A 13,447-nucleotide genomic window follows, 5' to 3' on the forward strand; every position below is an offset into this window, starting at 1 on the left:
TCATCTGGCCGGCGACGGCTGCACCGTCGCCTCGCGCGATACGGACAGTCCCCCGAGCAGCGGCGCGTACGCGGCGAGGCTGCGGGATACGAACTCGGTGAAGAGCCGCACACGCTTCGTCTTGCGTGTCTCCCCCTGTGTGAGAAGCCAAACCGTTCCGTACATGTGCAGGTCGGTACCCGGCACCCTCACCAGCAGGGGGTCGGCATCGCCGATGAAGCACGGCAGCGTCGTCATCCCGATCCCTTGCCGTACGGCAACGATCTGCGCCTCGCCGTCCGTGGTCCTGAATGGAACCCCCGTGGTGCGAACCTCACCCTCGCTGGCCCAGTCCGGGATGTCATGAATGCTTATGACGATCCACCGGATGGGATCCGGCGCGCCCGCACGCCACGCGGCTAGTCGATCCCGGGACATGTAGACGCCGCCGAACAGCTCCGGTCCCTTCAGGCCGTGAAGATTGAGCGGCAGGGTTTTGCGGTCGTAGACGACGCGGATCGCGACGTCGGCCTCTCGGTTGGTCAGATTTGCCAGTTCGCCGGACGACAAGATTTCCATCTCGATGTCCCGATGCAGACGCGCGAAATCGGCGAAGTCCGGCATGAGCAGATGTGTCGCGAGGGTCGGTGCCAGTGTCACGCGCAGAAGCCCGCGCACGCTCTGGTCGCGCCCCAAGACGCGCGTCTCCAGCTGGTGCGACGACGCTTCCATCTGTTCCGCGAGTTCGAGGACCTCCTCCCCCGCAGTCGTCAGGCGGTAGCCCGAAGGCAGCTTTTCGAACATGTGCGCCCCGAGGCGGTCCTCGAGTTGGGCGATGCGTCGCAGCACGGTCGCGTGGTTCACACCGAGGCGCTTGGCGGCGGCCCGCACCGAGCCTCCGCGTGCGACGGCAAGAAAGTAGCGAACGTCATCCCAGTCGATCATGGTGCAATCCGGCACCGCACGGTGCGCCTTCCAAAGCCCGTATCTAGCACATCGACCAGAGGTATGGCGATCGTCACACTGACATCAGTCGCCCAGCCGGATCTATTTCGCACCACCGATGTGCGCGCTTCCTCACTGAACGCCTGACCCCGGCAGACCCATCTTGAGGGTCTCGGGGCGTTCCCGGATGACCAAGGCGGAAGCCTGGAAGGATGCACGACATGACCAGACTGAATGGAAAGACCGCCGTCATCACCGGCGGCGCCACCGGCATCGGCCGCGCCGCAGCGAAGCGATTCGTCGAGGAGGGCGCCTTCGTCTTCATCTTCGGCCGCCGACAGGAAGTGCTCGACGCCGCTGTGGCGGACCTCGGGCCCAATGCCCGCGCGGTGAAAGGCTCGGTCTCGAATGAGGCCGACCTCGACCGGCTCTACGCGGCTGTGAAGGCCGAGCGCGGAAGCCTCGATATCGTCTTCGCCAATGCCGGGGCGGGAAGCCCGCTTCCGCTCGGCCAGATCACCGCCGAGCACATTGACGAAACCTTCGACACCAATGTGAAGGGCACGATCTTCACGGTCCAGAAGGCGTTGCCGCTGTTGGGCCCGGGCGGTTCGATCATCCTGACCGGATCGAGCGCCGGTACCACGGGCGCCCCGGCATTCACCGCCTACAGCGCGAGCAAGGCGGCCGTGCGCAATCTCGCGCGGACCTGGGCGGAGGACCTGAAGGGCACCGGCATCCGGGTAAATGTGTTGTCGCCCGGGGCGACGGCGACCGAACTCGCGAAGGAAGCGCTGGGCGAGGAGGGCCAGAAGGCCTACGGCGCGATGACTCCGCTCCAGCGCATGGCCGATCCGGCGGAGATCGGGGCCGTGGCCGCCTTTCTCGCGTCGCCGGACAGCAGCTTCATGACCGCCAGCGAGGTCGCCGTCGACGGCGGCCTGGCGCAACTTTGACCCCAGCGCGGTCCCGCGTCTGGGCAACACAACGAAGGATAGAACATCATGAAAAAACTTGAAGGCAAAGTCGCAGTCATCACGGGCGGAAGCAGCGGGATCGGGTTGGCCACCGCCAAGCGCTTCGTGGAGGAAGGTGCGCACGTCGTGATTACCGGGCGACGGGAGAAAGAGTTGAAGGAGGCTGCGGGTTTCATCATGAGAAACGTCACGGCGGTCGTGGGTGACGTGTCGCTCTTGGGAGATCTGGATCGCCTCTATGCCGTCGTGAAGGAGAAACATGGTCACATCGACATTCTCTTCGCGAACGCGGGCGCGGGGACAATCGCACCGCTCGCGGTCGCCACTGAGGCACATTTTGATCAGACCTTCGATGTGAACGTGAAGGGTCTGTTCTTTACGGTGCAGAAGGCCCTTCCCCTGTTCAAAGACGGCGGTTCGATCATCCTGAACTCTTCAGTGTCGAACGTGTTGGGGCTTCCAGGGTTTAGTGCCTACGCCGCGAGTAAGGCGGCTGTACGCAACTTCGCGCGCGCTTGGACACTGGAGCTCAAAGACCGCAAAATCCGCGTCAATGCAATGAGTCCCGGAGCAATCGAGACGCCGGCCTTGGAGACAACGACTGGCCTTACCCCTGAGCAAGCCGAGCAAGCGGCCGCCCAGTTTGCGTCACAGATCCCAATGGGTCGCAGGGGCAAACCAGAGGAAATCGCGGCTGCCGTCACGTTCCTCGCCTCCGATGAAAGTTCTTTCATCACTGGCGTGGATCTCGCCGTCGACGGAGGCATGGCGCAGGTCTGACCCCGGCGTTAAAACAAGATCGGAGAGCATTGTGAGCTATTCAATTATCGGCTTCGGCAACATCGGCAAGGCCCTGGCCAAGACGTTTGCCCGTAAGGGCATCGAAGTATCCGTTGCAACCACGCGCGACCCGGAGAGCTTTGCATCCGCCGCGGCCGCGATCGGCCCCACGATCATTCCCAAAACACTGGCGGAAGCCGTCAAGGCGGACATCATCTTTTTGGCTGTTCGTTTCGAGTCGCACCCTGAGGTCGCGAAGGCGCTGCCCACCTGGCAGGGGAAGACCATCATCGATGTGACCAATGCCTACGGCGTGCCTCCTGAAAAACTGGGGGGACAGCCTTCTTCCAAGTTCGTTTCACAGGCATTTTCTGGTGCAAAACTAGTCAAGGGCTTCAACCATGTGGTCGCTACCGTCCTTGATCAGGACCCGGCCGTGCATGGTGGCAGGAGAGTCGTGTTCCTGGCGAGCGACGATGACGCTGCCGCAGCGGAGATTGGTGCGCTCGCGGAAAAGCTCGGCTTCTCGCCGATCAAACTTGGCGGGCTGTCGGAAGGTGGGCTGCTGGTCCAGGCGCGCGGAAATAGCTGGGGGCATCTGATCTTCAAGGACCTGGTCAAGTTCGACTGATGAACACGACGTGCCAACCGGCAGGGCCACGATGCACGGAGCGCGATGCGATCCGTGCGAAATGGAGAAATTCCTATGAGTATCGAGGAGAACATCCAGACCGTGAAGGACTTCTTCGCCGCGATCGGCCGCGGCGACAGGGAGGCTCTGCTGGCGCTGGTCGCCGAAGACATCGAGTGGATCATTCCGGGCGAGGACTGGCCGCTGGCCGGAACGCGCCACGGACACGCCGGGCTGGCGGATTTGCTTGAGACGGCATCCAAGTCGATAGAAACGTCCACGGAACCCCGGGAGTTCGTGGCGCAAGGAGACCGGGTCCTCGTGCTCGGCTTCGCGAAGGGGAAAGTCAAAGCCACGAATAAGACGTTCGAGGACAATTGGGTCTTCGCCATTACCGTTCGAGATGGCAGACTGACGAACATCCGGGAGTATGTCGACACGCAAGCGCTGGCCCGGGCTGCGCAGATGGACGCGTCCGGGCTGGCGTAGCGCCGGCCATCTGCGGCCATCGGGTCGGGGTAGACTGTGGATCAGCCGTGGATTGCCCCCTCGCACGCCGCCCGCTCGTCGAATGCCTAACCGTAAGGGAGATTCCGATGTACGACCGATCCAAGCTATCCGAGTTGATCCGGTTCGCACGCATCGATGCCGGCTCCACCGTGATCGACGTTTACCCAGGCGACGGCGACTGGACCCGTCTCTTCTCCGACATCGTGGGACCCGAAGGACGGGTCTACAGCTTCGTGCCGGCCGAAGTCGCCGACTTCAAGAACGATCCGGTCGGCCGCATGCGGACACTCGCGAAGGAGCCGGGCCGAGAGAACGTCGAAGCCGTCTCAGCAGACCTCGTGGCGATGCCGGAGGTTACGCAGCCAGCGGATGTCCTGTGGTTGCACCTGTTCTATCACGATCTCCACACCGCGCTGATCCAGGGCAGGGGCGCGACCGCGGGCCTCTTCAATCGAGCTGTCTACGAGCGGCTGAAGCCCGGTGGGTCCTACGTCATCGTCGACCACGCCGCCGCCGCCGGGGCAGGCACGGGCGATGCCCAGTCGCTGCATCGGATCGACCCTGCCTCCGTGCGCGAGGAGGTGGAGGCTGCCGGCTTCGTGCTGGACGCGGAAAGCACCATGCTCGCGAACAAGGATGATCCGCACTCGATCAAGGTGTTCGATCCCTCGATCAAGGGCGAGACCGATCGCTTCGCCTATCGATTTTTGAAGATCTGACATTGACCCATTCCCCAACGATGAGGTCGGCTCTTTTATGGGAGGCGGCTTTGACAAGCGCGATGACCGATTGTGGGTCGGTTTCGGAACGACAGCTTACCGCAGAAAGTTGATTGAAACCGGACGATCCACAACCAGCCCACAGCGGTCAATCCGGGGCTCGGATGGCGACCTTTGATGCAAGGCGATTTTCCCTCGTCGCGACCCGCATCCGGGAGCCGCTTGCCGATGTGTTTCGCCAGTTGCTCGACCTGGCTGCCCTGGCAGGCGGACGCTCGACTGCGCCAAGCCGCTCGTTTCAACCAGGTCGTCCGGACGAAGCCCGGATCACGCCCTCTGCCTTGCAAGGCGCTCAAGCGCGTCGACGATCAGGTCGCAGAATTTGGGATGGTCGAGCTTCATCGCCACGGTGTGGCGGAAGTCGACCTGCTCGCTCGCCGTGCCGCCGAAATGATGCATGCCGCCCATCTTCTCGAAATTGCAGACCGTCATGCCCTTGGTCCAGCGGCCGGCAATTTCGACGCGGATGTCGGCCTTCTCCGTGGTGAAGACGGTCGGGTCGATCATCGCGGCGACGCAGCATGCGTCATGGACGGCAGGATACTCGATCTGCAGCAGGCCGCCATGCGTGGTCGCTATGAACTCCCAGATATCGAGGATGAACTTGGCGATCGGGCCGCCGACGGCGCGCACCCTGTTCTGCAGTTCGGGGGTGGCCAGCGCCTGGTGCGTGAGGTCGAGCCCCACCATGGTGACGTCCCAACCGGCGCGGAAAACGATGTCGGCGGCCTCCGGGTCGCTATAGACGTTGAACTCGGCCGGGGGCGTGATGTTGCCCCGCGTGAAGCTTCCGCCCATCGCGACCACCCGCTTCACCCGCTCGATGATGCGCGGCTCCTTGCGGATGGCGAGCGCGATGTTGGTGTACGGACCGACCGGCACGAGCGTGACGGTCTTCGGCTCATGCGCCATGACGGTGTCGATGATGAAGTCGACGGCATGCCGCTTGTCGAGCTCGAACGAGGCGGGCGGCAGTACGGGGCCGTCGAGCCCGGTGTCGCCGTGGATCTCGACGGCCAGCACCTGATCGACAATGAGCGGGCCGGGAGAACCCTTCGCCACCGGCACCTTGATGCCATAGGCGGTGCATACGGAGAGCGCATTGCGCGTGGTGTTCTCGACATTGTGGTTGCCCGAAACCGTGGTGATGCCGAGGAGATCGATCTTTGGATTGCCTGCCGCCAGCAGGATGGCGATGGCGTCATCGTGGCCGGGGTCGCAGTCCAGGATGATTTTTTCCACGGTGGCACCTCCCTTGTCGCCGAGCCTGTGGACAAGAGACCGCCGCGCCCGCGCAGTCAAGGTTCCGGTGCTCGACCTGGGCAGGCCAGCCGCTGCCTGCGTAGGCATGGTGGCACGGCCCGCAACGGTGGGTCGGCGGAACGTCCGTCCAACGATTGCCGCGGCAAATAGCCGACTACCGGCCCGGAGGCTGCCTGTCTGAGAAGCGCCCCTTGTCGGTCGTTCCCGACCGGCTTCTAGAAAGCAGTCGTCCGGCACGGTCAGTCCATGATGTGAAATCGACCCAGAAGTCTTTTGAAACCGCGTCCGCCAGATGGTCCAATATGGTTCCCCAGCCCCTCGTGTGACCTTCGACAATTGCCGTGGTCGGTAGACAAGGCTGAAGGCTCCGCCAGGGCGCAGGTCAGAGCTTGCCTCGCAATTGACCGTACGCGGGAAGGGGCTCATCCACCGAACCATCAAATCGGGTTTGGTCCACAGGTCGAAGATCTGCTCCGCCCCGGCCCGCACCCGGCGGCGTATCCGCACGGTCGCGGCCGTCGTGTCACCGCGAAGCATGCTTGCGATCCTTTGGCCCAATCGTCGCGGCTGCCGAAAGCACTCTTCGATTGCCAACTACTTCACAGAGATCGCCAGGATATTTGGATGGTAAGTGTCCATCGTCGCGCCGTTGCGGTCTTCGTCGAAAAGAGATTTCGAGCCAAAGCTGGCGCGGATGCCAATCAGGAATTTGCTGGTATCGATGTCGTTGGACTCGATGGACAAGCGGTCGAATTGGTATCGCCCGAATACCGACCAGGGCGTGGTGTCGAACCGGTACATCGCCTGCACGGACATGCCGACAGTATCGAAGCTCACGGATCCGGCGTCCGTCACGTTATAGGCAATTTCGGCATCGAGCCGCAGGTTCTTCTGCACGAAGTAGCGTGCAACCCCACGCACGCCCCATTCGTCAAGATCGTCGGTGAAATCGCCGACGTGGTCCTTGCCGTAATAGGCCTGGCCGTAAAGGGTAAGATTGCCGAAATAGAGCTGCGCCTCGGGTCCGCCAGCGTAATCATAGACCCCGTCGATATTGCCGCCGAAATCTTTTATGGACGCGAACAGGCCGGCTGCGAAGAGGTTTGGATCGCGGTAGTATGCGTGGACGGCGCCGCCAATCCCGTCGGTGCGATTGAAGCGATCCCAGACGCGATCGTAGGTTCCGTCGATCTGGATATTCCAGCGTTGCGCAAACGGAATATTGACGCGTGCCGTGCCGCCCCCTGTCCGAAGCGTGTCGCCTTCGTCAGAGAATTTGAGCCCGCCTAGATAAATTTCCCCATAGCCGGAAATCTGCGGCTTCATAATTGGAGCTTCTGTAGTCGCCTGCACAGCATCGGCTGCCAAAGCAGAAGTCGTCACTGAAAATGAAATTGCTGCAATCAGAAAACGATGCATGAAGTCCCCATTCGACATTCCGCGGGACGATAGATGCGAACGTCGCTTCCATCTCATCAAAAGTGTCAAATTTCATAGTCAAATCTCATACTTCTCACGATCGCTACAGCCGGCATTGACCAATGAGGCCAAAATAAAACTGCGGCTTGTCGCGCCGGGCAGGCTGTACTGCGCAGGCGAGAGATTGGCGAAATTAGATTCGCAAGTTGAGCGGCCTCTGCAATTTTGCTAGCTTGCCTGTAGAACTTGCTCAGGTTCGGCAACAATCTCGAGAAAAGATTTCAGCAATCATGAAGATCCGATTTCACCTTTCGGTCGTCGCTGACCGCACGTCTGCCGTCTCTGTGTAATCCGTGGAGAGGATTGTCTACAGATCGGATGATCTCATCGGCGACGAAGCATTGCGCAAGGAGCAATGGATTTCCTCGCTCTCGTCGGGCTATGTCCATCTACAAGCCGATCCTGTCGCCGAGACTTCATTTGAGGGTGAACTGAGAATTGCCCGAACCGGTGAGGTATCAGTCGGTACCATTCGCGGCACGGTGAAATCGATATCGCGAACCGCCGATGATATTGCCGCGCAGAACACCAACAATGTCGTGTTGCTCTCGAATGCGGGGGAATCCACGGTCTGCGTTGATCAGTCCGGCCGTTCTGTAGAGCTCCAGCCCGGAGGCGCCGTGCTCATCGAACAGTGCGAACCATCCTTGATAAGGGTGGCTGGCGGCAGATGTGACCTCATGGCCGTGCAGACTGGGCGCGAGCGCATCCGTCAACGGTGCGCCAACGTCGAAGATCGCTTGATGAAACCAGTGCCAGGTCCGTCGATGTCGAGTGTGTTGCTGCGCGCTTACGTGGATGTCCTGATCGAACAGCAGTCCGCCTCTCCGCTTATCAGGCATTTCGCACCGGAACACATTGCCGATCTCATCGCGGCCGCCGTGTCCATGGAGTGCGCTTCTCTCGAAAAGGACACGGCCCGCTTTGGAGCCTCGAGCAGGGGGCGTCTGCTGTCCGCCCTCAGCTTCATCGCCCAGCGTCTGGACGATCCGCACCTGGGTGAAGAGGCCATTGCCACCCATGTCTGTGTATCGACGAGCCAGTTGCGAAAGGACTTCGAGCGGGCAGGTCTGGGCATCGCAGGTTATATCCGCGAGCAGAGGCTGGATAGAGCCATGACCATGCTGCGTGACGGGGCCTTTCGGCAGCATCGCATCATCGACATAGCGTTTGCATGCGGGTTTCGTAACCTCGTGACGTTCAACCGCGTATTCCGCAATGCCTATGCCATGACACCTTCCGACCTGAGGCAGGACGTCCATTCCTGACGGCCTCGACGTGCACTCAAGGCCAGATACAAAACGGCCGCTTTAGGTACATATCGCTCCAGAAACCGGACGATCCGCAACCGGCCCCAATCAGGGCGTTCTGGGTCGCCCCGGCGAAGCCCGACAGCATGTTGATTGCCCGGTTCTTGTGCGTCGTGTTGCGGACCGAGCGACCTCGCCGCCCACCGTTGCATCGGCTGGCGCCGCGCGCCGAGGGTGCAGCCCTATCGCTGGGAATTCACGGAAGCCGGCAAGGATTTCAGTGTCACCGTGCCGCCGCACATCACCACCAACGACATGGCGCTGATGATCAAGCTGGCGATAGCCGGCGCCGGCATCGCCTTCGGCATGGAAGAGAGCTTTCGCACGCCGCTCGAGCGCGGCGACCTCGTGCCCGTGCTGGAAGACTATCGCCCATACTTTGCCGGCTTCTATCTCTACTATCCAAGCCGCCGCAACATCGCGCCCAAGCTGAGAGCGCTGATCGACCATGTGCAGCGGTTCAGGGGATAGTCGGGGGCGGCGTCCCAGTCGGGAGCCATCGCCATAGTCGGCGCGTCCTAGCCCTGCAAGTTCGAAGCGACACCGTTGTCGCCTACCCGGGCACTGTGCACTGATGGTCTCATCGGTATCGGCGTGCGGCGAATCTGTGCTAAGCCGCCGCCCAACCAATTAAAAGGACGACATCCGTGAGCGAACTGACAGTGGCCGAGGCGACCGAAAATATCTATGCCTCGCTCCGGGCGGACAATGCCGACATCGACGCACATATAGCGTCGCTCAAGGCAGCGCTGACCCGAGAGGGGATGAAACAGGCGGTGTTCGATCCGACCAAACTGGTGCAGAACAACCGCTCGGGCCGCAAGTTGATGCAGGCTTATTTTCGGCAGCGCGGCGTGAGCGTGACGTTTTCGGGCCAGTAGAACCCCGCGCGGGCGAACGTACCTACGCGGCGCGCCGTTGAGCGAAGTGGGGACCCGAACGGGCTCGACGAGGGTCGACGGCAGTCACGATGCTGTGGTGGTGATCGCAGTAGACGCGATCCGTCGAAGTTGGCCCGGCACAAAAACGGTAACCGCCGGGTACTGATGGGTCTTCGCTCACCGGGAAGCGGCACTGATAGACGCCTAGCTGAATAAGTGGGACGTCTCTCGAAGTCAGTCTGATATTTTCAGGCATGATGGTTTTCAGGTTCCTGGTTCATAAGCCGATGCCGGCTGACGGCCGCGGCGCGACCGCGCCGAAGCGAGCTTCTTTCGTTTTGAAAGGCTGGATCACCATATGGTGTTGGTCGCAGCATCAATGAAGCCCGAGGCCCTGCCATAAGAAGCCAATAGTTTGCGACTTAAGGCCACACCTGCGCGAGCAAGAACGTACAGGCAAGTGTCACCGTAGGCTACCTCGGCATCAGCCCTGTCGGGGTTTGTCGGCGGGGTGTAGCGGCTTTGTGAGGCCCCTAACAGGCGCCCATGCCGTTCACGCTCAGCACCGTGATAGAAGGGCTCTCGCCCCAAAACCCAAATCGCTCCGAAAGGCGGGGTTCGACCCAACGGTGACCTTGTCCATTGTTCGTGTTGCGAATGGCAGCAATGCGCCTCAACCTGGACGTAGTGACCAACTTTGCGGTTTCCGCAAAGCAGACATCTAAGGCGACCACTGGAGGTCCCTGCTACGCCAGGAGGAGCTATGTGGACAGGGACGGGTTGGGTGGTCGGTGGCAGCGCCTCGTCCAAGTCAAGGTCGGCACGCAAAGGGTATCATGCAACGGTCAGAGCGCAGCGTCATCAAGCGCAGGCAGTCAGCTGTGTTCGGTATGCTGTTGATTCAGTAGTGTCGACAGGGCCGTGATGATCTGAGGCTGGAAGAAGGGCTTGGTGATCATGACGCTCTCCGGAACACCGCGCGAGTCCTCAAACCAGCGATTCAAATCCTGCAGCGTTGACCGGCCGACCGAACAGAAATCCTTGCCCGAAATCGCAGTCCATGTCGCGCAAGAGCGTGCGTTCCACCTCTGTCTCTATTCCCTCGGCGACGACATGAAAGCCGAGTTCTCTGGAAATCCTGATGATCGACTCAATGATGACCCGCTTGGACCGGCTTTGCGCTAGCCCTTTGACAAAGCCTCGATCGATCTTGATTTCCGTGAGGGGGAAATCTTCGAGATAGCGCAGATTTGCGTAACCGGTACCGAAATCGTCGATCGATAGTCCGACGCCCAGTTCGCGCAAATCTCTCATGATCGACAGCATTTCCGCGGAACTCTCGACCATCAAGCTCTCGGTGAGCTCAAGCTTGATCGATGCGGCATCGGCGCCGCTGGCTGTCAGCACGTCGGAGACGAATTTCGGCATATCGCGAAGCTTGAACTCGATCGGCGAAACATTGAACGAGAAGCCTATCGGCACTTGTCGGTCCCTGTTCATGCGCGCGGCAAAGTCCGCGACGGTTCGAAGACCACGGGCGCCAATGTCGAGTATGAGACCCGTGTCTTCGGCGTGGCCGATGAACTTGTCCGGCGACTGCATCCCAAACAGGCCATGGTGCCATCGCAATAGGGCCTCAGCGCCGACAATAGTTCCCGTGGCGAGGTCGACCTGCGGCTGGTAGTGCAAATCGAACTCGTCATGTTCCAGGGCCTGTTGCATTTCGCTGGTCATTCGCAGTCGGTTTCGCGCGCGCCTGTCGTCCTCGGAGCTGAATGCGCAGACATCTAGGAACGCGGACGACTTCGACCGATGCAAAGCGGCGCCGGCACGACGAACCAGCGTCATGGCGTCCGTCGTTTGGTTGCCAACGACATAGCCCATTGCGAAACGTATCCTGATTGTTGCGCCCGCAACGAGATACCGCGGCGCCAGGGACTGCCGGATCATTTCAATTGTCGCTCGAGCCTCGTCGGCATGGCTTAGAGGCTGGGCGAGCGCAAACTCGTTGGATCCCGTGCGGCAGACCAGTGCCGCGCCAGTGTTGGTCAGGCGTCGGGCAATCTGCATCAGCACCTGGTCGCCAACGTCATATCCGTAACCTTCGTTGATGTCATGGAACCGGGCCATGTCGATCTTCGCAATTAGGATCGGCCGTTCCCCTTTACTTAGCAGGATGTCGACGTCCTCGACGAAGGCATATCTGTTGAGCACACCGGTCAGCATGTCGGCGCGGGTGCTCTGGGCAATTTGTGCGGCAGCGGCCCTGCTCGCCGTCACGTCCCGGATCAGTCCGACATAGTGCGTCGGCTCGCCACCAGCGATGCTCATGGTCGCAAGCCGGAGTTCGTTCCAGAACCAGCGACCGTCCTTGCGGTAGTTCTTCAGCGTCACCGCAACATCCGCACGCCGGGCGATTGCGTCGCGGATGAACTGGATTTCGGGTTGAAGGCGATCGCTGCCCTGCAGGAAGCGGCAGTTTCTCCCGATCAGTTCGTCACTAGAATAGCCGGTGATGTCCTGGAAAGCGCTGTTGACATAGATGAGCGCCATACCCCTTTCACGCAGATCGCTGATGGCCAAACCATCCCTCGATAGATTGGGTAGCCGGGCCACGATCGCTTCCGGCACGCCTGAGCGACGCGGGTTGTCGGCTGCGGCATTGCGGATCAGACTGCCGAACCCGGCCTTGAAAATCTCTGTCATGTTGGTGCCACAGCTGATAGCCTCTCCGGAGGTGCACGCCCCATAAAGGGCCAGCTGCCGCACACATTCTACTGGTACGATCATCAGGTTCCGTAACGGAATGGTCGACGTAGCGTGGGGCCGCGTCGGCCGCGACCGATCTAGTGGGTCGGTGAAGTACTCGTGCATCCGGAAAGTGGCATCGACATGAGCGATGAGCCTGCCTATGCGCCCCGCAAGTCCGGCATCCGCGTCATGGGCGAGATATCCTGGGGCACACATATCTGCGTCTTCTACGAAGCGGAACAGGACCTGCTTGCCACCAATGCTTCCTATTTCGCGGCTGGCCTGGAGGACAACGAATTCTGCATCTGGGCGGTCTCCGATCCGATCGATCCAGAGACGGCGAAAGATGCGTTGCGGCACTCAATCCCCGACATCGATGCACGCCTGATGGCCGGCCAGATGGAGATGATCCCTGCCACTGACTGGTATCTTCCGGGCGGGGAGTTCGACATGCAGCACATCACCGGAGGCTGGGATGAGAAGCTGCGCGCAGCCTTGGAAAAAGGCTTCGCTGGGATGAGAGTGAGCGGTAACGCATTCTGGATCGGGACAAGCCACTGGAAGGAGTTTTGCCAATATGAGCATGAACTCGACCGGTCACTGGCAGGCCAGAAGATGGTCGTGTTATGCACTTATTCCCTGTCGAAGAGCAGGGCTGTGGACCTGCTCGATGTCGCGCGCGCCCATCAATTCACCATCACCCGGCGAAAGGGGGAATGGGAATTTCTCGAGACGCCGGAGCTTCAGGCCGCCAAGCAGGAAATCAGGAAGCTGAATGGCGCACTGGATGTCCTCGCGGATACCGGCCATGCCGCGTTCACTGCCCGCGAGCGTGTCGTGCTCGCGCAGATCGTCAGGGGTTATTCGAGTAAGGAGATTGCCCGCACCCTGGGAATTGCCCCGCGAACGGTCGAGTTCCATAGGGCCAATCTCCTCAAGAAAACCAACGCACGAAGCACGGTCCACCTATTGCGCATGGTTCTTGGCGAGTAGCACAAGTCCGGACTTGCTCTTGCGATGGGAAACTGGACCGGAGCCCGCGCTCAGCGCGGCCTGCGAGCGCTGTTTTGGGCGGCGATGACACGGCACTATGCGGTAGGTTCCAGGTATGTCCTATCGGCGAACCGACATGGCCGTTCCCGACCCGAAGGCTGGCTCCACA

At 60.9% G+C, this 13,447-nt stretch carries 12 protein-coding genes and 2 pseudogenes; 9 read left to right on the forward strand and 5 right to left on the reverse strand.

Annotated features, from left to right (window positions below):
• A complete protein-coding gene (locus ABVQ20_RS01135) occupies window positions 1-924 on the reverse strand; it encodes a LysR family transcriptional regulator (RefSeq protein WP_354457668.1) in 924 nt (307 codons plus the stop codon).
• Between the two features lie 221 nt (window positions 925-1,145).
• Between ABVQ20_RS01135 and ABVQ20_RS01140 the strand changes: the two genes are divergently transcribed.
• The 5 genes from ABVQ20_RS01140 to ABVQ20_RS01160 all read left to right on the forward strand — a co-directional run bounded on the left by ABVQ20_RS01140 (window position 1,146) and on the right by ABVQ20_RS01160 (window position 4,541).
• Window positions 1,146-1,880 carry an SDR family NAD(P)-dependent oxidoreductase gene (locus ABVQ20_RS01140; RefSeq protein WP_354462078.1) on the forward strand — a complete coding sequence of 245 codons (735 nt, stop codon included), beginning with the start codon at window positions 1,146-1,148 and terminating at the stop codon, window positions 1,878-1,880.
• Window positions 1,881-1,928: 48 nt separating this feature from the next.
• Window positions 1,929-2,681: an SDR family NAD(P)-dependent oxidoreductase gene (locus tag ABVQ20_RS01145; protein WP_354457669.1), complete on the forward strand. Its 753-nt coding sequence runs from the start codon at window positions 1,929-1,931 to the stop codon at window positions 2,679-2,681.
• 31 nt (window positions 2,682-2,712) lie between these two features.
• Window positions 2,713-3,312 (forward strand): NADPH-dependent F420 reductase, encoded by a 600-nt coding sequence (locus tag ABVQ20_RS01150; protein WP_354457670.1) that lies wholly within the window; start codon window positions 2,713-2,715, stop codon window positions 3,310-3,312.
• Between the two features lie 75 nt (window positions 3,313-3,387).
• Complete coding sequence (locus tag ABVQ20_RS01155; RefSeq protein ID WP_354457671.1) at window positions 3,388-3,801, forward strand: nuclear transport factor 2 family protein; 414 nt, start codon at window positions 3,388-3,390, stop codon at window positions 3,799-3,801.
• A gap of 107 nt (window positions 3,802-3,908) precedes the next feature.
• Window positions 3,909-4,541, forward strand: a complete 633-nt coding sequence (locus ABVQ20_RS01160) for a class I SAM-dependent methyltransferase (RefSeq protein ID WP_354457672.1) — start codon at window positions 3,909-3,911, stop codon at window positions 4,539-4,541.
• 327 nt (window positions 4,542-4,868) lie between these two features.
• Here ABVQ20_RS01160 and ABVQ20_RS01165 read toward each other — a convergent pair whose 3' ends face one another.
• The 3 genes and pseudogenes from ABVQ20_RS01165 to ABVQ20_RS01175 all read right to left on the reverse strand — a co-directional run bounded on the left by ABVQ20_RS01165 (window position 4,869) and on the right by ABVQ20_RS01175 (window position 7,283).
• Window positions 4,869-5,843: a nucleoside hydrolase gene (locus tag ABVQ20_RS01165; RefSeq protein WP_354462079.1), complete on the reverse strand. Its 975-nt coding sequence runs from the start codon at window positions 5,841-5,843 to the stop codon at window positions 4,869-4,871.
• Between the two features lie 363 nt (window positions 5,844-6,206).
• Window positions 6,207-6,401 (reverse strand): annotated as a pseudogene (locus ABVQ20_RS01170) (SRPBCC family protein); the annotation flags it as partial.
• A gap of 57 nt (window positions 6,402-6,458) precedes the next feature.
• The gene (locus ABVQ20_RS01175; protein WP_354457673.1) at window positions 6,459-7,283 is read right to left on the reverse strand and encodes a hypothetical protein; all 825 of its coding nucleotides are present in this window, start codon (window positions 7,281-7,283) and stop codon (window positions 6,459-6,461) included.
• A gap of 353 nt (window positions 7,284-7,636) precedes the next feature.
• Here ABVQ20_RS01175 and ABVQ20_RS01180 point away from each other — a divergent pair, with 353 nt between their 5' ends.
• The 3 genes and pseudogenes from ABVQ20_RS01180 (at window position 7,637) to ABVQ20_RS01190 (ending at window position 9,534) form a co-directional block, all read left to right on the forward strand.
• A complete protein-coding gene (locus ABVQ20_RS01180) occupies window positions 7,637-8,611 on the forward strand; it encodes a helix-turn-helix domain-containing protein (RefSeq protein ID WP_354457674.1) in 975 nt (324 codons plus the stop codon).
• A gap of 165 nt (window positions 8,612-8,776) precedes the next feature.
• A pseudogene (locus tag ABVQ20_RS01185) lies at window positions 8,777-9,124 on the forward strand (LysR substrate-binding domain-containing protein); the annotation flags it as partial.
• Window positions 9,125-9,300: 176 nt separating this feature from the next.
• Window positions 9,301-9,534 (forward strand): hypothetical protein, encoded by a 234-nt coding sequence (locus ABVQ20_RS01190; RefSeq protein ID WP_354457675.1) that lies wholly within the window; start codon window positions 9,301-9,303, stop codon window positions 9,532-9,534.
• Window positions 9,535-10,521: 987 nt separating this feature from the next.
• On the opposite strand, the gene ABVQ20_RS01200 is transcribed toward ABVQ20_RS01190, so the two are convergent.
• Window positions 10,522-12,645, reverse strand: coding sequence for a putative bifunctional diguanylate cyclase/phosphodiesterase (locus tag ABVQ20_RS01200; RefSeq protein WP_354457677.1), 2,124 nt, complete (start codon window positions 12,643-12,645; stop codon window positions 10,522-10,524).
• Here ABVQ20_RS01200 and ABVQ20_RS01205 point away from each other — a divergent pair.
• A complete protein-coding gene (locus ABVQ20_RS01205) occupies window positions 12,532-13,278 on the forward strand; it encodes an MEDS domain-containing protein (protein WP_354462080.1) in 747 nt (248 codons plus the stop codon). The genes ABVQ20_RS01200 and ABVQ20_RS01205 overlap by 114 nt on opposite strands.
• Window positions 13,279-13,447 lie beyond the last annotated feature (169 nt).

Source organism: Mesorhizobium shangrilense, assembly GCF_040537815.1.
Classification (GTDB): Bacteria; Pseudomonadota; Alphaproteobacteria; order Rhizobiales; family Rhizobiaceae; genus Mesorhizobium; species Mesorhizobium shangrilense.